This is a genomic window from Puniceibacterium sp. IMCC21224 (assembly GCF_001038505.1).
Classification (GTDB): Bacteria; Pseudomonadota; Alphaproteobacteria; order Rhodobacterales; family Rhodobacteraceae; genus Puniceibacterium.
In genome coordinates this window covers 263856-285718 of sequence record NZ_LDPY01000002.1, presented here as the reverse complement: position 1 = coordinate 285718, position 21863 = coordinate 263856, and the positions used below count along the sequence as shown (strand labels likewise).

The following is a 21863-nucleotide window of genomic DNA, read 5'->3' as shown; positions in this document are numbered from 1 at the left end:
TCTGGCGGGGGTTCAGCTATCAAATGCGAGGCAAATCAGTCTGCTGATTTGAGAAAGTCGATCAGTCGCGTCGGGGCGTTCTGTTCGGTCAGGTCATCAGCCGGGATGTCCCAGTACTCCGATCCTTGCAGACATTCCTGCATATAGCGGGCAGCGGAGGTAGAGTGAAAATTATCCGCCCCAGGTACAATCAACGACGGAATGTCGAGCTGCATCAACTGTTCTGGTTCGGCGCCCGGCGATGTATCGCGGTCAATCAGCCCGCGATACATGGCGTTGACTGTCAGCAGATATCGCGACAAATCCATTGCGGCATAAGCGCTGGCAAACGCCTCGGAATTGCGGATCGGTTGCGCCCAGGGACCACAGCGCGGATCAGCGGAAAAGTTCTTGTCATGGCTGCGGGCCAGATCAACCACGCCCTGCATGCCGTTTTCCTCGGCATAGGCGAGGTGGCGGGCAAAGCGTTGGTGGCCGCTGATCCGATAATTAGGGCCACCAACCGGCCAGAAATGCACCATCGAAAGCGTACGCTCTGGCAGGGCCACACCAAAGGCCGACACCGGGCAGCATCCCATGCACCCGCCCATGATATGCGCCTTGTCCACCCCGAGATGATCCAGTAGTCCGGCACCCTGACGCACAAAATGTTGCCATGTCACCACTTCGACACGCCCGCCCGACTGGCCGTTCTCGCGGCGGTCAAACAGGATGCAGCGAAAGTGCTGTGGCAGGTGGTCGAGCAGCCGGATACGCTTGTAAACGCCCAGGTCGCTCCACTTTTCGATCCGCGCGTCAAACCCGCCGGGGGAATACATCAACAGGGGCGGACCATCGCCCATGACCTCGTAACGGGTTTCAATCCCGTCGATTTCAGCAATTGGCATCAGTTTCTCCCCGGTTGACCCTTGATCTGGCGGGCTTCGCGGACGTCGCTGGCGCATTCCGCCAAAGCGTCGTGGATCACGCGCGCCACATTGGCATAACCTTTCGGTTCCTTGTCGAGCGCGGCGGCGTTGTAGCCGACCGCCGCCTGCGCCAGGCGCACGCGCCCGTCCAGCCAGGGACCCCCGCCAAAACCGCCGATCACTGGCACGCCAGAGGCCGAGACCACTTTGGGACCGACCACCGGACCCGAGTTGGTGAAATCCAGCAGCACCGCCCCGGCATCCTCGAGCATCTTTGCATCGGCCAGCATCTTGGCCTCCATGCCGGACACCACATCCTGCCCCGCCGCCGCCTGATTTTCGTAAGGTATGCCCATCGCCATCGCCGTCTGCGGTGTCATGCCGAACTGTGCCCAGACAGGAATGCCCGCGCGGGTCAGCGCGGTGACCGCCTCGGGGTAGTCCGCTGCGCCGTCCAGCTTGATCAGGTCGACGCCGGCCTCTTTCACGAAACGGATCGCGGCGCGCACGGCCTCGTTAACGCCTTCTTGCAGCGGGCCATAGGGAAAATCGGCTGACAACAGAGCCCGCTTGACACCCTGACGCACGGCGCGGGTGACGCAGATCATCTCGTCCATCGAGATGTCAAACATCGTGTCACGGCCCCACATATTCTTTCCGACCGTATCGCCCACCGACACGATCTCGACCCCGACGCGATCGGCAATCGCGGCCATGTGCGTATCCCATGCGACAACGCCGAAAATCTTTTCGCCGTCGCGCTTCATCCGGTGCAACTCCGGGATTGTCACCTTGTCCATAGCGACTCCTTGTTCGGTGTTCAGATCACGAATTCTTCGAGCACCTCTGGGGCGAACATCTCTTCCACCTCCAGTTTGCGCGGCGACAGCCCCTGCTCGTGGTGGTAGCGCAGAAAGGTTTCCAGCGTGTCGCGGTTCTTATCCAGCCCGTAGGGCCAGAAATCCGGTCCCATCATGGCCAGCGTTTCTTCAACGTGGGCGTTGAACCATGGCAGCATCCCCTTGAGCGCCGCCGTCTCTTGCAATCCCTCGTAGCAAAGCGCCTGCGCCTCGCGGAACGCCTTGAACAGGTTCATCGCGACCCAGCGGTTTGCCTCGTAGACGTCGCGCCGGATGGCAATCACGTGCATGATCGGAAAGATCCCGGTGTCGCGCCAATAGGCCTGTTCGACCGGCACAAAATCGGGAAACAGGCGTTTTACCTTTTGCCCGTCGAACGTCGATGGTTTGCGCGCGGTGTGCAGCGCATCAATCCGCCCGTCGGCCAACATCTGCGCCAGCGTATCAGTCGGCCCGATCCGTTCGATTCGGATCCGGTCGGGCAAGTCAAGCTTGAGTTTCTCATCGCGGTTCGGGGTTTCTTCGCCGCCCGTAACATAGGTCACGCTGTCGACCGGCACGTTGTGGTAATCCTGAAGGATGCCCCTGATCCACACTGGCGCGGTCATCTGGTATTCGGGAACGCCAATCCGTTTGCCGATCAGATCCTCGGGCTTTTCGATCCCCGCAGCGGCATTGACGTAAATGCACGAGTGTCGAAAGAACCGGCTGGGAAACACCGGGATCGCCACAAACGGGCGGTCAGGCCGTGTCAGGGAAACCGTGTAAGATGACATCGACATTTCGCAGGCATCGAACTCGTGATTGCGCAGCATGCGAAAAAACGTTTCCTCGACAATCATGTTAAGAAAGGTGAGGTCGATCCCCGCCGGACGCACCCGCCCATCGATCAACGGCTGAACCCGGTCGTAATCCCAGCACCCCAGCGTCAGGCTGATGTTGCTCATTCTGTCCTCCCCCTTGCATGGCCTTGCGGCTCAATAGAACTCGTCGAAAAATAGCTGTGATTGCGGTACACCGGCCTCATGGGCCATCAGCTGGATGGCCTGCGCCATCGCGGGTGGGCCGGCAAAAAAGATATCCATCTGCGCCAACCGTTCGCCTGTCGTGGCCTTGACCACGTCATGGAGGAACCCGGTCTGCCCGGTCCAGCCCTCACCGGGTTCGGACAAGGCGGCGGTAAAGTGGACGTGTTTGGCCAGTTCAGGCGTAAGCACATTGTCCGGCTCAAAAAGATCGGGCGTGGCGCGGCAGCCATAAAAGAATTCGAGCTTGCGATTGTCGAGCATCCCGGCGGCGCGGGCACCGCGGGCGATTGACACCATGGGCGACAGGCCGGAACCGCCCGCCATCAGCAGTATATCGCGCTCTTCGCCCTGGCGCAGCCAGGCGGTTCCATAGGGGCCGTCGATTGAAATCCGCTCGCCCGGCGTTGCGCTGTCAAACAGATAGCCCGTCGCGCCGCCTCCGGGCACCCGTTTGATCATAAACCGCCAGACACCTTCGCCGGGGAGGTTCGCCATTGAATAGGCGCGCCCGCCGTCGATCCCGGGGGCCGAGAGCAGGGCATATTGCCCGGGGCGGAAATCATCCGACCCTTGGATCGCAAAGGTGAATTCGGTGATGTCGCGGGTGATCTTCCGGGTCTCCAGCAATTCGGCTTCGCGCCGAATTGGCGGGGCTGGTGGTACGGCCACAGGGTCGACGCGAAATTTCACCCGGCAATCGCCAACGGGCCGGGCCTGACAGCCCAGCCATCTGTTGCGCTTGAGATCCCGTTCGCTCCAGGCCGGGGCGTCGTCGCGCAGGTGCACCACTTCGCCCTCGATCAGCTCGAATCGGCAATTGCCGCACGAGCCGACGTTGCACGAATACGGCATCCCCTGCCCAGCCCGCAGAGCCGCCCGCAGGATCGTATCGTCGGGGTTGCAATCGAAACTTTCTCCGTCGCGATCGTTGGTAATCCTTGCCATCGGCCTATGCTCTCCTCGTCTTCGCAGCCTTGTCCGGTCAGATGTAGATCGGCTGTCGTTTGATATATCCGAGACGCTGCGAGATATCCTGCGCCGCCTCCATCGCCAGCGGGGCGAGTTGCGGGAACTGACGCTTGCGAATCCGCAGGCGCGGGCCGGCAATGCCGACAGCAGCAACGATGCGGCCATCGCCGTTATAGATCGGTGCCGCGATACAGCGGGTGCCGTCATCGCATTCCTCGTCTTCAACGGCATAGCCCTGCCGCTTGACCTTGCGGATGCGGGTGCGCAGGGCTTCTTCCTCGATCTCGGTTTTTTCGGTCCGCTTTTCACGGTCAAATGCCATAAACGCGTCGAGTGATTTGTCCCGTAGTCCCGACAGGATGCACAGCCCCTCGGCGGTACAGAACGCAGGCTTAAGCTGGCCGGTATTCGACCTCAGGCGCAGAGTTTGCGGGCTTTCAAAGTCGTGCAGGAAGACCACGCTGGCGCGTTCAAGCACGGCAAGGCGCACGTTTTCCTGGGTTTTGTCGCGCAGCGCGTTCAGCACCAGCTTGCTTTCGCTGGTCACGTCAAGGCGCGATCGCACCAGAGAGCCGAGCGAAAACAGCCCGACGCCAAGCGCATACCGACCGTTCTCGGGGTTCTGCTGTAGCAGTCCCTCTTCTAGCAGCGCGCCGGCAAGGCGATGCACGGTGCTTTTGGCGACGCCAAGGCGTTTGGCCAGGTCGCTGATGCCCAGCTCTGTGTCTTGTTCGGAAAATGTTTTAAGAAGGTGTATCGCGGTTGTGACCGACGACAGCCGGGTGCTGTCGCGGCGCGGGTTGCGGTTGACTTCCTTGCGGGTGGGGGGGGTTTCACTATCAGTCATTCTCATTCCGTTATGTAGAACCATGTTCCATTTTTCGGATGACAATGCTGTTGAGTCAATGCTTGACGCGAAATAGGTCATCCCTGCGTGCCGCCCTTGGGGCCGGAATCCTGCGCCGGGACTGTCCCGTGATGGTGCGCATGTCCGTGACTATGGTCATGGGTATGTCCGTGCGGCTGGGAATGGCCTTGCTCGGGTGGCTGGAACTGTATGCGCTCTTGTCGTCTGGGTCCACGGGGGTCTTCTGAGAACAGCAGCGATTTCACTGTCACCGGCACTGTAAATGACGGCAGGCGGATCTTGCCAAGGTCGATATAGTCGAAATCCCGTAGCGACAATCCGTCGAGGACCAGCAAATCGTTCGGAAGCTTCAGTTCATCGCGCAGGATGCCACCCAGAGTCTGGGCGATATCGCCGTCGATCATCACATAGAGCGGATGCCCGCCATCAAGGCGCGGGCGCATCGCAGCGACGATCCCATCGGCAAGGCGCCGAATTGAGGCATAGTCGGGCGCGCCGTTGAATTCAAAGGCCAGAGCCACCTCATCCGCGTCGGGTCTAAGGTCAAACGCCTCGAAATGTGCGCGGGTGACGCGCGCAATCTCATCGGCTGCGGGGGTGGTCATCAGATCAATCCCCGGCTTCAGGACCTGCATCGAGCGGCGCGGCAATATGCGACCCGGCGAGGTGATAGTCGACGTCTGCCCGGAGAGCTGCACCGAGTATTCCGAAGCGCCGAGGGCGGTTGCCCGAATACAGGCCGCGGCCTCGATCAGTGGCGCGCCAAAGTCACCGGAGTCGATATGCGCGCGCAGGACGGGCCCCAAATGGTAGCCAAGATCGCCGAAATCCCGGCTTTCACGTTCCGCGACGTATTCGCCAACCCCGCCTGAAACCATCACCCCAGCAAGCCCCTCGATCGAGTCTGGCGTGTCGGTCAGGAACAGTTCTGCCACGTCCTGCGGCATCGGCCGGGTCGCAACCGCAGCAACAAGAATCCGCCCCATATGGGCGGCAATCCGGGCGAGCGCGTCGGGCGGGCAGGGGCTGCCCAGCTCAAGCTCGATCCCGGCGGCGCGGGCGTGATGGCGGCCGACCGGCTCGGCGCGGCTGACATGTCCATCCTCGGTCGCGATCAGCCGTCCGCCGACATGCAACGCTGCCGTCCAGCGCACCTGCCCATTCTCACACAACGCCATCTTGGTGGTGCCGCCGCCGATATCGAGGTTAAGAATTTTGCATTGGCCATCATGGCTGGCCTTAGCAGCGCCTGATCCATAGGCGGCAAGCATCGCTTCCATATGGTTGCCGGCAGTCGCTGTGACAAAATCCCCGCCTTTCTGCGCGACGATCTCGGCAATGGCTTCGGCGTTTTCGCGCCGCAGCGCTTCGCCGGTCAGGATCACCACGCCGGTGTCGATATCTGCGGGGCGCACTGCCGCCTGAGCATAAGCGTTGTCGATGATTTCGCCCAATGCACGGGCGTCGATTTCGGTTTCCCCGTCATAGGGGGTAAAGGCGACCGGAGATTCATAGGCCGTCTTGCGATCAACAATGACATAGCGCGAGGCGTGGCTGCTGGCGACGCGTTGCAAATGAATTGTCGAAAAGATCACCTGCGTCCCCGACGACCCGATGTCGATGCCAACGCTGGTCAGCGCAACATTGTCGCGTTGCCAGATCGGATTTTCCTCAAGCGGGCCGGGGTCGATGTCGTCATGTTCGTGATCGGCGTCCGGGCCATGCTCGTGCGCATAGAACTCGCCGAACATATGGTCGTCGATCGTGTGGCGTGGTGATTTCTTTTCGTCGGCCATTCAGTGTTCCTCTATATGGACCATCGGTCCATTGACGACACCCTAGCCGCTGACGTATCGTGATTGCAATGGAAAAAATGATGCCCCGAGAGGCGGCGCATTTACTGGAGGAAAATCACCCATGAACACGCATGCCATCGTGTCAGACAAGCTTGCCGACAAGTTCAAGACCGAGAAGGAAACGCCCTATACCCGCTTTGTTGCGGCCGAGGGCCTGGACATCATCAGCGGCACCTATGTGCCCTCGCTGCACGAGGTCGAGCTGAAGCCCTGGGCCCGTCGCGGCGGCAATGCGGTGTTCATAAACCATGATGCCAGCCGCACTACCAATGACTGCTACGTCATGGAGATCCCGCCGGGCAGCAAGCTGACCCCCCACCGCCAACTTTTTGAAGAGACGATATTGATCCTGTCCGGTCGCGGGTCGACCGTGGTTTGGGACGACAAGGGTAGCAAAGTCAGCTTTGAATGGGGCCCGGGCGCGATCTTTGGCATCCCGCTGAACGCGCAGCATCAGCACTTCAACGGCTCGGGCAGCGAACCGGCGCGTTTTGTGTCCGTGACCAACATGCCGCCCCTGATGAACGTTTTCGAAGATCCCGAGTTCCTGTTCGGTACATCCTTCAACTTCGAGGGCCGGTTCAACGGTGAGCCCGAGTATTTCGCCGATCAGGGCGAACAGAACGGCCTGATGATGGAAACGAACTTTGTCGCCGACGCGGTCAATCTGCCGCTGATCGAAGCCAAGGAACGCGGTGCCGGCGGCGGTCACATCCGGTTCCAGCTGGCGAAATGTTCGATGAACAGCCACATCAGCCAGTTCCCGGTTGGCACCTACAAGAAATGCCACCGCCACGGCCCGGGCGCGCATGTGATCATCCTGTCTGGCGAAGGTTTCAGCCTGATGTGGCCCGAAGGGTCCGAGCCGCAGCGTTATGAATGGAAGCCCGGCAGCATGATCGTGCCACCCAACATGTGGTATCACCAGCATTTCAACACCGGCAAGACCCCGGCCCGCTACCTCGCCTTCAAATACGAAGGCGTCGCCATCCGCAACGCGCAGGGCGTGCCCAAGGCGTGGATTTCGCAGCGGATCGGCGGCGATCAGATCGACTATGCCGACGAGTCACAAGAGGTCCGTTCGATGTTTGCCGAGGCGCTTGCCACCAACGGCCTGACGCCGCAAATGGACCGCGCATATGAGGCCGAGATCCCCGATCTCCCGCCGAAATCCTGATCCGGTGATGCGCATATCAAACTAGCTAAGGGCGCCGTTGCGGCGCCTGCCAAAGGAGGAGCCGATGCTTCGTAAGGAAGTCAACGAATTGCTCACCCAGACCGGGCCCGAAACCGCGATGGGTGACCTTTTCCGCAATTACTGGATTCCGGCGCTGCTGGCGTCGGAACTGTCGGAAGACGATTGCCCGCCCGTGCGCGTGAAACTGCTGGGTGAACGGCTGATCGCCTTTCGTGACAGCAAAGGCCGTTATGGCCTGATCGACGAGTTCTGTGCCCACCGCGGCGTGTCGCTGTGGTTCGGTCGCAACGAGGAAGAGGGCCTGCGCTGCCCCTACCATGGCTGGAAATATGACTATACCGGCCAATGCATCGACGTTCCTTCCGAAGCCGAAGAATCCGGCTTTTGCACCAAAATCAAGCTCAAGGGCTATCCGCTGATCAAGATCGGTGATGTCCTGTGGACACATATGGGCGACAAGGAAAACCGCCCGCCTGAACCCGCGTGGGAATTCGCCACCGTTCCCGCCGAACAGACCTATACCTCGAAACGCTGGCAGGAAAGCAACTGGTTGCAGGCGCTTGAGGGCGGGATCGACAGCTCGCACGTGTCTTGGCTGCACTCCGGCAGCCTGGGAACCGATCCGCTGTTCAAAGGCGCCAAAGGCAACCAATACAATCAGAATGACAAGAAACCGGTCTTTGAAGTGGTCGAAAGCGACGGCGGGCTGATGATCGGTGCGCGTCGAATGGCCGAGAATGACCAGTATTACTGGCGCGTCACGCCCTGGGTTATGCCAAGCTTTTCGATGGTGCCGCCGCGTGGCGACCATCCGGTGCATGGCCATTTCTGGGTGCCGATCGACGACGAGAATTGCTGGGCCTGGTCATTCGACTACCATCCCACCCGCGCCCTCACCACGACCGAGCGGCAGGCGATGATCGACGGCTACGGCGTCCACAACCAATACGTCCCCGGCAGCTTTCGACCGCTGCAAAACAAGGACAACGACTACCAGATGGACCGCGAGGCGCAAAAGCGGGGCGAGACGTTCTCTGGCGTCTGGGGCATCGCAATGCAGGACGCGTCGTTGCAGGAAAGCATGGGGCCGATTGTCGATCGCACGCGCGAAAACCTCGTCTCGACCGACAACGGCATCATCATGGCCCGCCACCGCCTGCGCAAAGCGGTCACAGCCCTCCGGGACAAGGGCACACTGCCACCGGGGCGCGATACGGCGCATCAAATGGTGCGCTCTGCCGCGCGGGTTCTGCCCGCCGACCAGCCGTTCAAGGATGCAATGATGGAAGACCTCACCGTGCGCCCCGGCGTCAAACAGACGTCGGTGTAACGCATGACAACCGACATCCGCGACCTGTTTTTTGATGCCAATCATCCGACACTGGGGGCAAGCTGCGCGCGGGCTACCACGGCGGAGGAGGCCCGGTTTCGCATCCAATACCCCAACTCGCGCACCCGTGCTTCGCGGATCTTTGCGCTTGATGGCGGCGCGGCAGAGGCGATGTATGGGATTACCGAAGATCCTTGGAACGGCGCGCATTTCCTGACGCTCGCCAATGCCACGCCGGTGGACCCAGAGGCAACCGATGCCAAGGATCTTCCGCTGGCGCATCCCGATGGCACTCAGGCGGCGTTGGGTGACGAACTGGAGGGCGCGGATGTTGTGGTGCTGCTGGCCACCAATGGCGACAACGAAGGCGCAGCAGAAGTGATTGCGCGAGAGGCCTATCATCGCAAGATCATGTGTGCGGGCCTTGCGCTGGCCAAAGGGGCCAGTGACCGTTCGGTGGATCGGGCGGTGAATTCGATGCGCCGCTTTGCCACGGTTCTGGTTGTGGCGCGGGATGATGATTTCATCCCCGCGATGCTGACGGCGTTACGCGCATGAGGCGGCTGTTTGTTCCCGCCTTTGCAATGGCGATGATGGCCGCGGGCGCTGCTTGCGCCCATGTTCAGGATACCGCGCTTCTTGGCGGGGCAGGGGGCGCATCGTTTTTTTCTCTTGGCGTGCTGTTGGGATTGGCGCATGCGCTGGATGGTGACCATCTTGCCGCTGTTGCCGCGATGATCAACCGGCGCGAACCGCGCAGGGCGATGGCGGCTCGGGGCGCGCTCTGGGGTCTTGGGCACACTCTTGCGCTCATGGTGATCTGTACCTCGGTTGTGTTGCTTGGGCTTACCATTTCTGGTCAGCTCGAAGCGGCGTTGGAATTTACGGTCGGTGTGATGATTGTTGGGCTTGGACTGCGGGTGCTCTGGAAACTGCGCAGCGAGCGTATTCACCTGCATGTTCACAACCACGGACAGGCGCAGCACGTCCACCTGCACAGCCACGCCGGGGATCCGCAAAACCATGCCGAGGCCAGGCACGCGCACAAGCACCGTCGCGGCGGCATGGCGACCCTTGGGATAGGCCTTGTGCATGGGGCGGCGGGGTCGGCCAGCCTTGTGGTGCTGGCGGTCGCAACTGCGGATTCGACTGGCGAGGCTATCGGGTATTTCGCCGCCTTCGGGCTGGGAACCATGTTGGGGATGACCGCGCTTACCACGCTGGCATCCTGGCCGCTGGAGCGGCTCCAGCGCAGCGCGGCATGGATGCAGGGCGTCACCACTGTGGCGATCGGCACACTTGCGGTCACAATCGGCAGCGCACTGGCCTACGAAAGTTTCGGTGGAATGGCGTTGTTCTGAAACGGCGGGTCTTTTGACCAAGCGACACACTCTGGGAGGAGACAGGTCATGTGCGGTGAAATCGACGAACAGGCGGCGATTGGTGGCGAATTGCAAGACCGTCTTCGCACAATTGCCCGCGAGCAAGGTGTCACACCAGTTGCAGCGGCTGGAAGCGCACCCGAGGCGCTTCAAACCGAAAGCGGGCGCGCAGCTTATATGGATGCGATCTATCGCGACGGACTAGCCCGTGCGTTCGCTGGGATCGCCGGCGCTGATGATGACCAGGCGATAGATGCGCTGGCCTGCCAGGCAATTGCCCTGGCTCGGCTCGCGGGGCACCTCGCTGGGCATCTCCCCCCCGAGGCAGATCTGTTTCGCGCAACGATTTCGTCGTTGACGGATGGTCATAGCGACGGGGCGCAGGTCGCTGCCGAACAGGCCAGCGCCTCGGCCCACGATCATCACCACCACGATCACGGCCATCATCACGAGGGCGACCCCAGCGCCCACCGACACTGAGGGGGCCGGTATGGCGCTCCGTTTCGGATTTCTATCCAACCGCAGCTGGAGGCGCGCCGTCCTGATCGACGGGTTCGGGGCCAGCTTTTGGGGCTTTCTTGGCATTGCTGTGCTTACCGGCGGCGCTTGTTACCTGATCCGCGGGCCCGAAGCATTCTCTCATGCGCTTGGTCGCGATGGTGGCCTTGTCCTCGAACTTCTGCCTCGGGTTTGTGTTGCGCTTTCGATCGCCGCACTGATTTGGTTCCTGATGCCACGCGACAAGATATCGGCGCTGGTCGGGACCGAGTCCGGTATCAAGGGTCTGATCATCGCCACGATCGCCGGGACTGTCACCCCCGGCGGCCCGTCATCGGCCTATGCGTTGCTTGCCGTTCTTGGTGTTTCCGGCGCGGATCGCGGGGCGATGGTGGCCTATATCTCGGCTTGGGCAATGCTGGGCCTTCAGCGTGTGCTGGTTTGGGATCTGCCGTTCATGGGCACCGAATTTGCCCTGTTTCGCATCCTGATCACCTTGCCGCTGCCGATCATTGCCGGCCTAATTGCCCGTCGCCTGCCGTTTGAAATGAAACTCAAGGAAGAGGACGGCCCGGGCCGGGTCAAAGCATGAACGGCGGATTTATCGCCCTTGTCGGTCTGCTGATGGTGTTGATCCTGCTGGCCATCCGTGCCGGAACCGACTTTGAGGCGGTGGGAATGCGGTTCTGTGAACAATTTTCCAAACTGGTGCCCCGCATGCTCTGCGCCCTCGTTGCGGCAGGATTTATTGCCGAGCTGATCCCGAAAGAGACAATATCGGGTTTCATGGGGCCGGACGCCGGACTGCTCGCGCTGCCCGTGGCGGCGGCCACCGGGCTGCTCATTCCGGCTGGCCCGGTGATCGCCTTTGCCATCGCCGCGATCTTTGCCAAAGCCGGGGCTGCACCGGCCGCGATCATCACTTTCATCACCTCATGGAGCCTTTTTGCTGCGCATCGCATCCTGATTTACGAACTGCCGCTTTTGGGGGGCTCATTTTTTCGCCTGCGCGTGACGTCAGTACTGGTGCTTCCGCTGTTTGCGGGGGTGCTGGCGATGCTCGCAGGCCTCATCACCTCATTCGGGGCGCCCGACCCGATGTGAGACCGGACCAAAACGGGCAAAAGGGGGAGGACCCACAATGGCCGATGGCTCAAAGACAACCTACCAGAAATATCAATCCGACGTGATCGTCGATCTGCTTCAGGCCTATGATTTCGAATATATCGCGATCAACCCCGGCGCGTCGTTCCGGGGTCTGCACGACAGCCTTGTGAATTACGGCGAGGACAAACCCAAGATGCTGGTTTGCCAGCACGAAGAGACCGCCGTTCAGATCGCGCACGGCTATGCCAAGGCGCTTGGCAAACCAATGGCCTGTATCCTGCACGATCTGGTTGGTCTGTTGCATGGCCAGATGGCGGTCTACTATGCCTTCACCGACCGCGCGCCGGTGTTCATCCTTGGCGCGACCGGTCCAATGGACGAAAGCAAACGCCGCCCGCGGTCGGACTGGCACCACACCGCGCAAAGTCAGGGTGACGCGGTGCGCAACTTTACCAAGTTCGACTATCAGCCGCATGATATCGAAGGCGTACCCGACAGCTTTATGCGCGCCTATTCCACGATGGTGACCGAACCCGCCGGCCCGACGTACCTGTGCTACGACGCGATGTTGCAGGAAAAACCGCTGACCAAGACCCTGCCGCCGATCAATCCGGCGATGATGAAGGCACCCGCCCCGATGGCGGCGGACGAGACGGTGATCACCGAGATTGTTGACAAACTGCTGGCCGCCGATTTCCCCTATATCATGGCCGAATTCACCGGCCGCCATCCGGGTAACTTTGACAAGCTGGTAACGCTGGCCGAAACCCTGGGCGTTGCGGTCTGGGACGTGAACTCGGCGCTTTGTTTTCCCAACAAACACCCGCTGTCGCTATCGATGGACACCGCAAGCCTTGGTCAGGCTGATGCGATCCTTGCGCTGGATGTCACCGATTGGGAAAAAGCGGTTGCCAAACTCGACAGCACCAACCGCAAGCTCAGCAGCTATCTGCGCGAAGATTGCCTGTGGATGGATGTTGGTTTCCACGAAACCGGCATTGGCTCCTGGTCGCTCGATTATGGACGCTATTTGCCCAAGACCCTGTCGGCGCTTGGCGATCCGCGTCTGGTGATGCCGCAGATGACCCGGATCGCCCAGGCGCGGATCGACGCGGACCCGGCACTTGCGGCCCGGATCGCGGAACGTAAGGCCCGCATTGGCGCTATCAGCGCCGCCAACTTTGCCCGCTGGAAAGAAGAGGCAAAGATTGAGCGCGACGCCTCACCGCTGACCACCGCCCGGCTGGCCGAAGAGGTCTACGAGGTGATCAAGGACGAAGACTGGGTGCTGGCCGCAGGCACGCTGCGGCAATGGACCCGTAAGCTGTGGGATTTCGACAAAGAGCACCGTCATCCTGGCAAAGCTCTTGGGACTTCGACGCAAATTGGGATGGGCCTTGGGGTTGCGCTGGCGCACAAGAATTCGGACAAGGTTGTTGTGACCTTTCAGCCTGATGGCGACCTGATGTATGATGCAGGGGCCCTCTGGACCGCCGCCAAACATGAAATTCCGCTCTTGATCGTGATGTTTAACAACCGCGCATATTATAACGACTGGCACCACCAAATCCGCATGGCGCGGATGCGGGGCACGGATGAGGGCAAGGCGCATATCGGCATGGACATCTTTGACCCGGAACCCGATTTTGCCACCATCGCCAAAGGCATGGGCGTCTGGGCCGAAGGCCCGATCGAGGACCCGGCCGAAGTTGGACCGGCGGTGGCACGCGCGCTTGAGATCGTGAAATCCGGCAAGCCCGCGCTTGTCGATGTGATCACACGGCACAGGTGAGCGACGCAGCCCCCCGATCTGCGCGGAGCGAGCGTTTCAGCGCGTTCCGCCATCGGGGGTTTTCGCGCTACTGGTGTGCGTTGATACTTGCCGGGTTCGCCCAGCAAATCCAGACAGTTGCGGTCGGGTGGCAGGTCTATGACATCACCCGCAACCCGCTCGACCTTGGTCTGGTCGGGTTGTCGCAATTCGCCCCGGCGCTGGCGCTTGTGCTGGTGACGGGGTCGGTCGCGGACCGGTTGCCGCGTCGGATGATCCTGGGTGTTGCCCTGGCGGTGATGAGCGTCTGCGCCGTGGGTCTGGTCATCCACACCCAAAGCGATCCGGGGGTGGTCTGGCCAATCTTTGCGCTTATCACGGTTTTTGGCGCCGCGCGGGCGTTCTACAACCCGGCACGTCAGGCGCTTGCGGCTAACATTGTGCCGCCCAAGGATCTGCCTACCGCTGTTGCGCTTATCACCACTGGTAATCAGACGGCGACGATTTGTGGTCCGGTTGTGGGCGGTCTGCTCTATGGGATTTCCCCGGTCGCGGCGTATGGCGCCACGGTGATCTGCCTGCTTGCGGCGTCGGTGCTGATGCTGTCGATCCCCAAGCCGGCACAGAAGAAATCCACTGCCCTGACCAATTGGAAGACCCTCAGCGCCGGCTTTAGCTACATCGGGTCCAACCCTGTGGTGCTGGGGGCGCTATCTCTCGACCTTTTTGCGGTGTTGCTGGGCGGAGCTGTGGCGCTGTTGCCAGTCTATGCCCGCGATGTGCTGGATGTGGGTCCAGCCGGGCTTGGGATGCTGCGCTCGGCTTCGGCCATAGGGGCTATCCTGATGGGGAGTTTCCTGATTATGCGCCCGATCAAGGACCGGGCCGGTGTGGTGATGTTCATCGCCGTTGCCGCTTTCGGAGCTTTCACGCTGGTCTTTGCGTTGTCCGAAATTGTCTGGTTGTCGGTGCTTATGCTCGCGATGATGGGGGCCGCGGATATGATCAGCGTCAACATTCGTGGTACTTTGATACAACTTTGGACGCCCGATGAACTGCGCGGTCGCGTCAATGCGGTGGATCAGGTCTTTATTGGAGCCTCCAACGAGCTTGGCGGCTTTCGCGCTGGTACAATGGCTGCCTTTATCGGGCCGGTGGCCGCAGTGGCCCTTGGCGGGGTCGGGACGTTGGTTGTGGTGGGCCTTTGGGCGCGGCTCTTTCCTGATCTGCGCCGCATTCGCAGCCTGCTACAAGAAAGTTGAGGTCAAAAAAGGGGCGCCGACAAGGCGCCCCCAGTACGCGATAGGCTAGCTGTCAGCCTTTGCAGTTGACCGCAGCAAACTCGACAGGACTGGTGTCGGGGTTGTATTCAAACTCGCACGCCATCCCCACGGCCAGATCTCCTCGGCCAGCTTCGGACCCATTTACCATGACCTTGGTGCGCGAGCCGGATACTTCGCCGGTAGCCCCGCCCTCATCACTGTTGAAACCGACGACCTTGTTCTTGTTTTCCAGCGAGATGATCTCGCTCGACACGCTCACGGTCGGAATTTCTACGTCGAGGGCCGATGAGATGATGGCGACGGTTTCTGGGCTCTGCTTCAGCGCCGCTTGCACAAGGGTCGCCACCTCATCGCCCCGTGTCGGTTCGATCGGCAAGCCCAGTTTCTTGGCCTCGGCCAGAAAATCAGGGTCTTCCATCACCGCCATATAGGCATCGCGCAACTCTTCCACGACCGCCGGGTCAGTGCCCGGAGGGGCGGCGGTCATACGGCCCAGCGTCGACATCGCGTCGATCAGGCTGATGATGGATTTTGCCTTGTCGGTTTGGGCATAGTCCATCGCTTTTGGTTCCTCGGCACCGCCTACCGCGATGGCAACAAAGCCGTTGCCCGCATCAATGAACGACTGAATCGACGAGAGCGAGGCCAGCTGGCCAGAGACCTCGCCGCGCAGCATCGCCATTTCGCCGGCGTTGCCCTGATAGCCCGGGATCAGGGTGATCGGCAGATCCAGACCATCGGCCAGCATCTTGGTTTCGGTAAACGCAGCAGAGCCGATGCCGGACGCGGCAAAACGCGTGACCTTGTCGGTGGCTTTCAGGGCTTCGAAACTATCGAACCCCGAGTTGCTGGACAACACCAGTACCCGCGGATCTGATGACGCCTTGCCGATCCACTCCATCTTGCTGAGGTCAAAGGCAACGCCCTCTCGGCCGAGGATCTGGGCATAGATCAGCCCGGTGTTGAAAGTGCCGATGGTGTAGCCGTCCGGCTTGGACGCATATAGCGTGTTGGTGCCGATAATATGCCCGGCGCCGTTAACGTTCTTGATCATCACCTTGTCGGCGCCAAGTTTGTCGCCGAGGTAGCGCCCGACCAGCCGGGCATAGGCATCGTAATTGCCGCCTGGATTGGTCGATACAATGTAGGTCACTGTTTTACCGTCGAAATATTCCGACGCGCCGGCGGGTATCGCCGCTGTCAAGGCGAGCGCAATCGCGCCCAAAATGCGTTTCATGGTATTCCTCCCTAGTGTGCACACAGGAGCGGGCCAGTACGACCCCCTCCTGCGCCTTGTCACCCCGGAGGATTATTCGTCCGCCGGGGGAACCCAGACATCCTCAAAGCCTTCTGCCGGTTCAAGTTGGTCGAACCAGTCCAGCCCGATGGCCTTCATCACGCGGCTGTTGCACACGATGATGCGGGCTTCGATATCGGATGTGTTTACGCGTTTGTGCGCCACATAGGGCGGCACATAGATGAAATCGCCGGGGCCCCAGTCGTAGGTTTTTGGCGTTGTGTCCCAAGTCCACTCGAACTCGACCTTGCATTCGAACTGCACGTCGAAATGCAGATCATGCCCGGTGCCTTCGATCACAAAGGCCAGTTCTTCGGACAGGTGTCGGCTGGTGCCCGTGGCCTTACCGGCGGCAAGGAACTGCATGTAGATGTCGATGCAGCATTCCTTGGTGTTCATCCGTTCGTTGATGACGTGCTTGATAAGCCCGTCCGCGGAACGCTCCATGGGCATGTCGTCCCATTTCACCACGTTTACGCGGTCATCGTATTCCTTGCGGAACCGCTGGCTCTCTTCCAGCGCCTCTTTGTAAAAGCTTACCTCGGGGCCGCTGGATTTCGAACGCTGGCGTTCAATGTCATCGGCAAATGTCGTCGGATCAAGTCCCATATCTCTGCTCCCTTACAGATGCGCCGGCGGCGCGTAGTCTTCGTGGCCGGGCACCGGCTCTTCGGGTGGGAATTGCACCATTTTCTGAAAGATCATGTGCATGAACAAAAACAGCGGCTTAGCCTTGAGGACGAGGACAAATGTCTCGTCGTCGCTGTCGTTGAGGTGCTGGTGAACACAGGCATTTTCGACGATTAGCGCGTCGCCGGCCTCCCATGGAATCTTGCGACCGTCGTGAATATCGTGCCCCTTACCCTTGAGCACAAAAAACACGGCCGAATTCATGTGGCCGTGGATCTGGCCATACCCCTTGGGCGCGAATGCGTCCACGTGGGCCTCGATCGACTGGGCGATCTTGTTGGCCTGCGGGTTGATGACCTTTTTGCCAAAGTTATGCGGCCCGCCCTTCCACTTGAGATCGCTGGTGCGATACACGCGTGGCTGGTTGTACAGCTCTTCCTTGAGCTGCCCATAGGTGCCTTCGAGAGCCCGTACAAAGGTGCGCTTTTTGGTCCAGCGCTCCCAGACAACTTTCTCTTTCGTGCCGCTGTTGTGGCCAACGCCTGCCTCGTTATCCGCGTCTGACATCCGGCTCCTCCCTGTTCAGTTGGATTTCAGAATAGGGAGCCTGATCGGTTCCCGTCAATGGCACAGCGTTCCGCATAAGGGAAATGATCGCAGCGCGCATCAATCTGGCTTAGCGTTTCGACACCTCGTCCAACGTTTGGTCGGCAATCGGCAGCCCGAGGTATTCGGCGCTGCCCTCGTGAAGAAGTTCGTGCACACGGTCAGGGCCAAGCCGTTTGACCAGCTGATCGACCAGGCCAAAAAGCGGCAGTGGCAACCCGGCCTGCTGGCTTAGCTCCAATGCGACATCCATGTCCTTTTGGTGCCAAGTGAAACGGGTGGTGTCCCAGCGTTCCAATGTGGTGTTGCGTGCCGGGCATTTCAGCAGGGTCTCGCGCATCGACTGTGCATTGATCCCACAACTGCGCGCTAGGGCCAGCACCTCGTAATTCGCCACGCAGGCGGCCCAGTGCATCATGTTGTTACAGGTCTTGCCCAACTGGCCGCAGCCATGCCCGCCCAGATGCTCGACGCTGCGCGAGTAACATTCCAGCACAGGCGTAATGTGATCGACATCTGTCTTTGCGCCGCCGCAGAGCGAAATCAGTGTGCCGTCTTTCGCCCCCTGAAGGCCGTAGCACACCGGCGCGTCGACAAATCGCAACCCGGCAGCGCCGCAAAGCACGCCAAGATCAATCATCGTTTTGGGATGGTTGGTGGCCGCGACCACGATGGTGGTGCCGGGCGCGGGGGATGCGCCGATGATTTCTTCGGTCACGCTGCGCGATTGGGCGTCATTGGCAACCATCACGATGATCACCTCGCAGTTGGCCGCAAGCTCGCTCAGATCACCTGCGGCACGAATACCGCCCGTGGCGGCAAGACGCAGCGCTTCGTCATCGGGGTCATAGGCCAGTACTCCGTGGCCGCCCCTCAGAACGTGGCCGGCCATCGCGGCACCCATCGCGCCAACTCCTGCAAATCCAACTTTCATTTCATCCTCCCCTGTTATGGATATGCTAGCGCGTCGCGTGAGCTTCAGGAATGCAATGTCGTTTCATATTGCGGAACATCGGTCCATTATTGGTTTGCTAGCGGTCTGACCCACGCTTAGGTAAGCCGAGCGCATTTTGCAGGGACACCGTCACGGGAGGGTCGGTGCGTCGCGGCATCTGCCGACCCCCAAGATGCGTAGGGAGGATTCTCCATATGCAATTCCAGGCAGCATTCGGACCACTGTTTGAGATACTGACATCGCCTTATTTGATGGGGCTCATCCTGCTCGCAATTCCGATAGGGATGTTCTTTGGGGCGGTGCCGGGGCTGGGCGGTAAACTTGGTATCGTGCTGCTGATTCCCTTTGTCTTCGGGATGGATCCGCTGGCAGGATCGGTCTTTCTGCTGGCGATGCACGCGGTTGTGCACACCGGCGGCTCTGTACCCTCGATCCTGTTTGGCGTGCCCGGAACCGGGCCGGACGCCGCCACCATTGTTGATGGCTACCCGATGGCCCAACGCGGCGAGGCAGGGCGCGCGTTGGGCGCGTCCCTTGGCGCATCGGGCGTTGGCGGCGTGATTGGCGCCCTGTTCCTCGCGGCGATGCTGCCGGTGCTCAAGCCAGTGGTGCTGGCCTTTTCACCAGCTGAATTCTTTCTTCTGGCGCTTTTCGGGATTACCTTTATTGCGATGTTGTCGGGCAGCAGCCTGACCAAAGGCATCGCCGTCGGGTTTCTTGGCATTATGGTGTCACTTGTCGGCCTTGATCCGCACACCGGGTCGCAACGGTTTACCTTTGATCAACTCTGGCTTTGGGAAGGCGTTGATATCGTCGCTGCCGTTCTTGGCCTGTTTGCGATCCCCGAAATGCTATCGCTCGGGGTCAAAGGCGGGGCAATTTCGCGCGTTACCGGCAAAATGGCCGGCTATGACTTTCGCCAGGTGCTACAGGGGATCGGCGACGTGTTCCGCCATCCCTGGCTTACGGTGCGGACATCGATTATCGGGGCGGCCATCGGGGCGATTCCTGGCCTGGGCGGCGATGCGGCAAGCTGGCTGTGCTATGGCCACGCGGTGCAAACCTGCAAGAATCCGGAAAACTTTGGCAAAGGTGACGTGCGCGGCGTGATCGCCCCGGAAACCGCTAACAATTCCAAAGAGGGCGGGTCGCTGTTGCCGACGCTGTTCTTCGGCGTCCCCGGTTCCTCGGGTATGGCGATCCTGCTGGGGGCGTTTGTGATGCTTGGCATTCAGCCGGGACCACATATCGCGCTGACCGGCATGCACCTTGTCTGGTCGCTGATCTGGGCGCTGGCGCTGGCGAACTTTCTCTCGGTTTTTGTATTCTTGGCGATGGCACCGGCATTTTCGCTGCTGGTCTATGTGCGCGGTGCGCTGCTGATCCCCTTTGTGCTGGTCCTTGCGTATCTGGGAGCTTACCTGTCGGAATCCTCGTGGGAAAACATGTGCCTGCTCACCGCGATAGGCGTGCTTGGGTACTTCCTCAAGAAATATGGCTGGCCCCGCCCGCCGTTTGTGATCGGTCTCGTGCTTGGCTCAATCGCCGAGGATTCGATTCACAAGGCATTGGCAATCTGGGGCCCGACCTTTTTCCTGCGCCCGCTGTCGTTGGTCTTTATCGCTATGATCGTGCTGACCGTCGGGGCCTACATCTGGCGTCAACGCACCGCACCCAAAGGTCGGGAGATTCACCATGACATTTGATGGCCGCAGCCTGATTTCCCTCATCATGTTCGCCCTGTTTGCCACGGCATGTGTCCTCGCCATAGGGCTGCCGACAAAGGCTGCGTTCATGCCTCTGCTCATCGGTATCCCGGGCGCGATCCTGTGCGGCGTGCAACTGGCGATCGACCTGTTCCGTCCGCGCATCGCCCCCACTGTGCTGATCGAGGAAACCGAGGGCGGGCGATCAGAAACCGAAGTGTTTGCCTGGCTCGCCGCCTTTATGGTGGTCCTGCTTTCGCTGGGTTTTGTGGTCGGTGGGCCGCTGCTTGTCGGGGCGTTCATCCGGATTTCCAGTCGCGAAAGCTGGCGCGCCGCTCTCTTTGCCGCCGCCGGCACCTTTCTTGTGCTCTGGGGCGTCTTCATCTGGCTTCTTGGCCTGTCACTGTTCGAGGGGCTGATTCTTGGCCCGCTTTTGGGGTGAAATCATGCTGCTGATCGACAATGAAACCGTTCACAAGCTGTTGACCATGCGCGATACGATGGCCGCGCTGGAACAAAGCTATCTTGGCGTTGCCCGCGGCACCGTGGCTTGTCGCCCACGGATTGATGTAAATCTGCCCACCTCGGACCCGGACAGGATGTACCGCTGGGGTACGATGGAGGGCGGGTCGGCTGGTGGCTATTTCGCTATTCGGATGAAATCCGACGTGATCTATCACCAGACCGCCCCGGACGGCACCCGCACCCAAGAGAAGTATTGCGGTCACCCCGGCCAGTTCTGCGGCATCATCTTTCTGATTGACGCCGAAACCGGTCTGCCGCTTGCCTTTATCAACGATGGCAATCTGCAACACATGCGTGTTGGGGGTGATGGTGGGATCGGTGTCAAATATATGGCCCGCGAGGGGGCAGAAGTTGTGGGGATGCTCGGCTCGGGTGGTATGGCGGACACCCATATGTTGTCCTTTATCGAGGCGCGGCCAACGATCCGCAAGCTTCGGGTGTTCAGCCCGACACAGGCCAACCGCGACGCCTTTGCCGCCCGTATGGCGGAACGTCATGGTATCGAAACCGTGGTCTGCGACAGCCCGGAACAGATATATCGCGGGGCCGACATCGTTGCGGCGCTGACGGATGCCGCCCAGCCTGTGCTGAACGGTGACCTGCTTGAGCGGGGAACCCATGTTGTCAATATCGGCGGCGGTGGATTGCCCGATACCCGCACACTTGAGCGGGTCGATACTTACCTGCGGATGGGGGATGCGCCCGCCCCCGACGGCCACGAAACGCTGGATGACGAATACCTCGCCTGGCGGCCCCGCGCCCCCGGCGCCACGGTTGGCAACAAGAAACGCGCCCACGGCAACATGCTTCCTGATAAACGCGTCACGCTGGACGAACTGATCCGCGGCGAAAAACCCGGACGCACCAGCGACGCTCAGATCACGTGGTCTGAACGCGGCAATCTGCAAGGGGCCCAGTTCTATGCCGTCGCCGCGCGGGTTTACGAAGCGGCCCGTGCTGCCAACCTGGGGCACGAGTTGCCCGACGAATGGTTTCTTCAGAATATCCGCAACTAGGAATGCCCACAGTGACCACATTTCAATATGCCACCGTGCAACGACGGTTCTGCGCCGTTTGCGTGCGCAG

The 21863-nt window shown here is 60.6% G+C and carries 22 protein-coding genes; 12 read left to right on the top strand and 10 right to left on the bottom strand.

Annotation, left to right across the window (positions count from 1 at the left end):
- Positions 1-35: 35 nt before the first annotated feature.
- The 6 genes from IMCC21224_RS20795 to IMCC21224_RS20770 form a co-directional block, all read right to left on the bottom strand.
- Entirely contained in the window at positions 36-887 is an 852-nt protein-coding gene (locus IMCC21224_RS20795; protein WP_047997488.1) for an alpha/beta hydrolase, read from the bottom strand.
- Positions 887-1708: a 3-methyl-2-oxobutanoate hydroxymethyltransferase gene (locus IMCC21224_RS20790; RefSeq protein ID WP_047997487.1), complete on the bottom strand. Its 822-nt coding sequence runs from the start codon at positions 1706-1708 to the stop codon at positions 887-889. Before IMCC21224_RS20790 ends, IMCC21224_RS20795 begins: the two co-directional genes overlap by 1 nt.
- 20 nt (positions 1709-1728) lie before the next feature.
- The gene (locus tag IMCC21224_RS20785) at positions 1729-2715 is read right to left on the bottom strand and encodes an ABC transporter substrate-binding protein (RefSeq protein WP_047997486.1); all 987 of its coding nucleotides are present in this window, start codon (positions 2713-2715) and stop codon (positions 1729-1731) included.
- Positions 2716-2745: 30 nt separating this feature from the next.
- Positions 2746-3741 carry a 2Fe-2S iron-sulfur cluster binding domain-containing protein gene (locus IMCC21224_RS20780; protein WP_047997485.1) on the bottom strand — a complete coding sequence of 332 codons (996 nt, stop codon included), beginning with the start codon at positions 3739-3741 and terminating at the stop codon, positions 2746-2748.
- 37 nt (positions 3742-3778) lie between these two features.
- Complete coding sequence (locus tag IMCC21224_RS20775; protein ID WP_053079121.1) at positions 3779-4612, bottom strand: IclR family transcriptional regulator; 834 nt, start codon at positions 4610-4612, stop codon at positions 3779-3781.
- 77 nt (positions 4613-4689) lie between these two features.
- Positions 4690-6429, bottom strand: a complete 1740-nt coding sequence (locus tag IMCC21224_RS20770; protein WP_047997484.1) for an ethanolamine ammonia-lyase reactivating factor EutA — start codon at positions 6427-6429, stop codon at positions 4690-4692.
- Positions 6430-6550: 121 nt separating this feature from the next.
- Between IMCC21224_RS20770 and IMCC21224_RS20765 the strand changes: the two genes are divergently transcribed.
- The 9 genes from IMCC21224_RS20765 (at position 6551) to IMCC21224_RS20725 (ending at position 15037) form a co-directional block, all read left to right on the top strand.
- Positions 6551-7666, top strand: a complete 1116-nt coding sequence (locus IMCC21224_RS20765) for a cupin domain-containing protein (protein ID WP_047997483.1) — start codon at positions 6551-6553, stop codon at positions 7664-7666.
- Positions 7667-7730: 64 nt separating this feature from the next.
- Positions 7731-9017, top strand: a complete 1287-nt coding sequence (locus tag IMCC21224_RS20760) for an aromatic ring-hydroxylating dioxygenase subunit alpha (RefSeq protein ID WP_047997482.1) — start codon at positions 7731-7733, stop codon at positions 9015-9017.
- Between the two features lie 3 nt (positions 9018-9020).
- Entirely contained in the window at positions 9021-9575 is a 555-nt protein-coding gene (locus tag IMCC21224_RS20755) for a hypothetical protein (protein WP_047997481.1), read from the top strand.
- The gene (locus IMCC21224_RS20750; protein WP_053079120.1) at positions 9572-10378 is read left to right on the top strand and encodes a sulfite exporter TauE/SafE family protein; all 807 of its coding nucleotides are present in this window, start codon (positions 9572-9574) and stop codon (positions 10376-10378) included. The genes IMCC21224_RS20755 and IMCC21224_RS20750 overlap by 4 nt, the downstream gene beginning before the upstream one ends.
- 48 nt (positions 10379-10426) lie before the next feature.
- The gene (locus IMCC21224_RS20745) at positions 10427-10879 is read left to right on the top strand and encodes a hypothetical protein (RefSeq protein ID WP_047997480.1); all 453 of its coding nucleotides are present in this window, start codon (positions 10427-10429) and stop codon (positions 10877-10879) included.
- A gap of 10 nt (positions 10880-10889) precedes the next feature.
- Complete coding sequence (locus tag IMCC21224_RS20740; RefSeq protein WP_047997479.1) at positions 10890-11489, top strand: hypothetical protein; 600 nt, start codon at positions 10890-10892, stop codon at positions 11487-11489.
- Positions 11486-12001 (top strand): hypothetical protein, encoded by a 516-nt coding sequence (locus IMCC21224_RS20735; protein ID WP_047997478.1) that lies wholly within the window; start codon positions 11486-11488, stop codon positions 11999-12001. The genes IMCC21224_RS20740 and IMCC21224_RS20735 overlap by 4 nt, the downstream gene beginning before the upstream one ends.
- A 37-nt stretch (positions 12002-12038) precedes the next feature.
- The gene (locus tag IMCC21224_RS20730) at positions 12039-13796 is read left to right on the top strand and encodes a thiamine pyrophosphate-binding protein (RefSeq protein ID WP_047997477.1); all 1758 of its coding nucleotides are present in this window, start codon (positions 12039-12041) and stop codon (positions 13794-13796) included.
- Positions 13793-15037: an MFS transporter gene (locus IMCC21224_RS20725; RefSeq protein WP_047997476.1), complete on the top strand. Its 1245-nt coding sequence runs from the start codon at positions 13793-13795 to the stop codon at positions 15035-15037. The genes IMCC21224_RS20730 and IMCC21224_RS20725 overlap by 4 nt, the downstream gene beginning before the upstream one ends.
- Before the next feature lie 52 nt (positions 15038-15089).
- Here the strand turns inward: IMCC21224_RS20725 and IMCC21224_RS20720 are convergent, their stop codons facing one another.
- The 4 genes from IMCC21224_RS20720 to IMCC21224_RS20705 form a co-directional block, all read right to left on the bottom strand.
- A complete protein-coding gene (locus IMCC21224_RS20720) occupies positions 15090-16295 on the bottom strand; it encodes a tripartite tricarboxylate transporter substrate binding protein (RefSeq protein WP_047997475.1) in 1206 nt (401 codons plus the stop codon).
- Between the two features lie 72 nt (positions 16296-16367).
- The gene (locus IMCC21224_RS20715) at positions 16368-16964 is read right to left on the bottom strand and encodes a cupin domain-containing protein (protein ID WP_047997474.1); all 597 of its coding nucleotides are present in this window, start codon (positions 16962-16964) and stop codon (positions 16368-16370) included.
- Positions 16965-16976: 12 nt separating this feature from the next.
- A complete protein-coding gene (locus IMCC21224_RS20710; protein WP_047997473.1) occupies positions 16977-17552 on the bottom strand; it encodes a cupin domain-containing protein in 576 nt (191 codons plus the stop codon).
- 109 nt (positions 17553-17661) lie between these two features.
- Positions 17662-18525, bottom strand: a complete 864-nt coding sequence (locus IMCC21224_RS20705; protein WP_047997472.1) for an NAD(P)-dependent oxidoreductase — start codon at positions 18523-18525, stop codon at positions 17662-17664.
- 215 nt (positions 18526-18740) lie between these two features.
- Between IMCC21224_RS20705 and IMCC21224_RS20700 the strand changes: the two genes are divergently transcribed.
- Genes IMCC21224_RS20700 through IMCC21224_RS20690 form a run of 3 tightly spaced genes read left to right on the top strand, consistent with a single transcriptional unit; the run spans position 18741 to position 21793 of the window.
- Positions 18741-20252, top strand: coding sequence for a tripartite tricarboxylate transporter permease (locus IMCC21224_RS20700; RefSeq protein ID WP_047997471.1), 1512 nt, complete (start codon positions 18741-18743; stop codon positions 20250-20252).
- On the top strand, positions 20242-20694 hold the full coding sequence (locus IMCC21224_RS20695; RefSeq protein ID WP_047997470.1) for a tripartite tricarboxylate transporter TctB family protein: 453 nt from the start codon (positions 20242-20244) through the stop codon (positions 20692-20694). Before IMCC21224_RS20700 ends, IMCC21224_RS20695 begins: the two co-directional genes overlap by 11 nt.
- Positions 20675-21793, top strand: coding sequence for an ornithine cyclodeaminase family protein (locus tag IMCC21224_RS20690; RefSeq protein WP_197089270.1), 1119 nt, complete (start codon positions 20675-20677; stop codon positions 21791-21793). The genes IMCC21224_RS20695 and IMCC21224_RS20690 overlap by 20 nt, the downstream gene beginning before the upstream one ends.
- Positions 21794-21863: the final 70 nt, after the last annotated feature.

Coding starts and splice junctions, on each gene's coding strand:
- IMCC21224_RS20730 (WP_047997477.1), top strand. CDS start 12,039: ATGGCCGATGGCTCAAAGACAACCTACCAGAAATATCAATCCGACGTG.
- IMCC21224_RS20780 (WP_047997485.1), bottom strand. CDS start 3,741: ATGGCAAGGATTACCAACGATCGCGACGGAGAAAGTTTCGATTGCAAC.
- IMCC21224_RS20795 (WP_047997488.1), bottom strand. CDS start 887: ATGCCAATTGCTGAAATCGACGGGATTGAAACCCGTTACGAGGTCATG.
- IMCC21224_RS20790 (WP_047997487.1), bottom strand. CDS start 1,708: ATGGACAAGGTGACAATCCCGGAGTTGCACCGGATGAAGCGCGACGGC.
- IMCC21224_RS20765 (WP_047997483.1), top strand. CDS start 6,551: ATGAACACGCATGCCATCGTGTCAGACAAGCTTGCCGACAAGTTCAAG.
- IMCC21224_RS20775 (WP_053079121.1), bottom strand. CDS start 4,612: ATGACTGATAGTGAAACCCCCCCCACCCGCAAGGAAGTCAACCGCAAC.
- IMCC21224_RS20735 (WP_047997478.1), top strand. CDS start 11,486: ATGAACGGCGGATTTATCGCCCTTGTCGGTCTGCTGATGGTGTTGATC.
- IMCC21224_RS20750 (WP_053079120.1), top strand. CDS start 9,572: ATGAGGCGGCTGTTTGTTCCCGCCTTTGCAATGGCGATGATGGCCGCG.
- IMCC21224_RS20720 (WP_047997475.1), bottom strand. CDS start 16,295: ATGAAACGCATTTTGGGCGCGATTGCGCTCGCCTTGACAGCGGCGATA.
- IMCC21224_RS20715 (WP_047997474.1), bottom strand. CDS start 16,964: ATGGGACTTGATCCGACGACATTTGCCGATGACATTGAACGCCAGCGT.
- IMCC21224_RS20705 (WP_047997472.1), bottom strand. CDS start 18,525: ATGAAAGTTGGATTTGCAGGAGTTGGCGCGATGGGTGCCGCGATGGCC.
- IMCC21224_RS20740 (WP_047997479.1), top strand. CDS start 10,890: ATGGCGCTCCGTTTCGGATTTCTATCCAACCGCAGCTGGAGGCGCGCC.
- IMCC21224_RS20755 (WP_047997481.1), top strand. CDS start 9,021: ATGACAACCGACATCCGCGACCTGTTTTTTGATGCCAATCATCCGACA.
- IMCC21224_RS20785 (WP_047997486.1), bottom strand. CDS start 2,715: ATGAGCAACATCAGCCTGACGCTGGGGTGCTGGGATTACGACCGGGTT.
- IMCC21224_RS20760 (WP_047997482.1), top strand. CDS start 7,731: ATGCTTCGTAAGGAAGTCAACGAATTGCTCACCCAGACCGGGCCCGAA.
- IMCC21224_RS20700 (WP_047997471.1), top strand. CDS start 18,741: ATGCAATTCCAGGCAGCATTCGGACCACTGTTTGAGATACTGACATCG.
- IMCC21224_RS20745 (WP_047997480.1), top strand. CDS start 10,427: ATGTGCGGTGAAATCGACGAACAGGCGGCGATTGGTGGCGAATTGCAA.
- IMCC21224_RS20770 (WP_047997484.1), bottom strand. CDS start 6,429: ATGGCCGACGAAAAGAAATCACCACGCCACACGATCGACGACCATATG.
- IMCC21224_RS20695 (WP_047997470.1), top strand. CDS start 20,242: ATGACATTTGATGGCCGCAGCCTGATTTCCCTCATCATGTTCGCCCTG.
- IMCC21224_RS20710 (WP_047997473.1), bottom strand. CDS start 17,552: ATGTCAGACGCGGATAACGAGGCAGGCGTTGGCCACAACAGCGGCACG.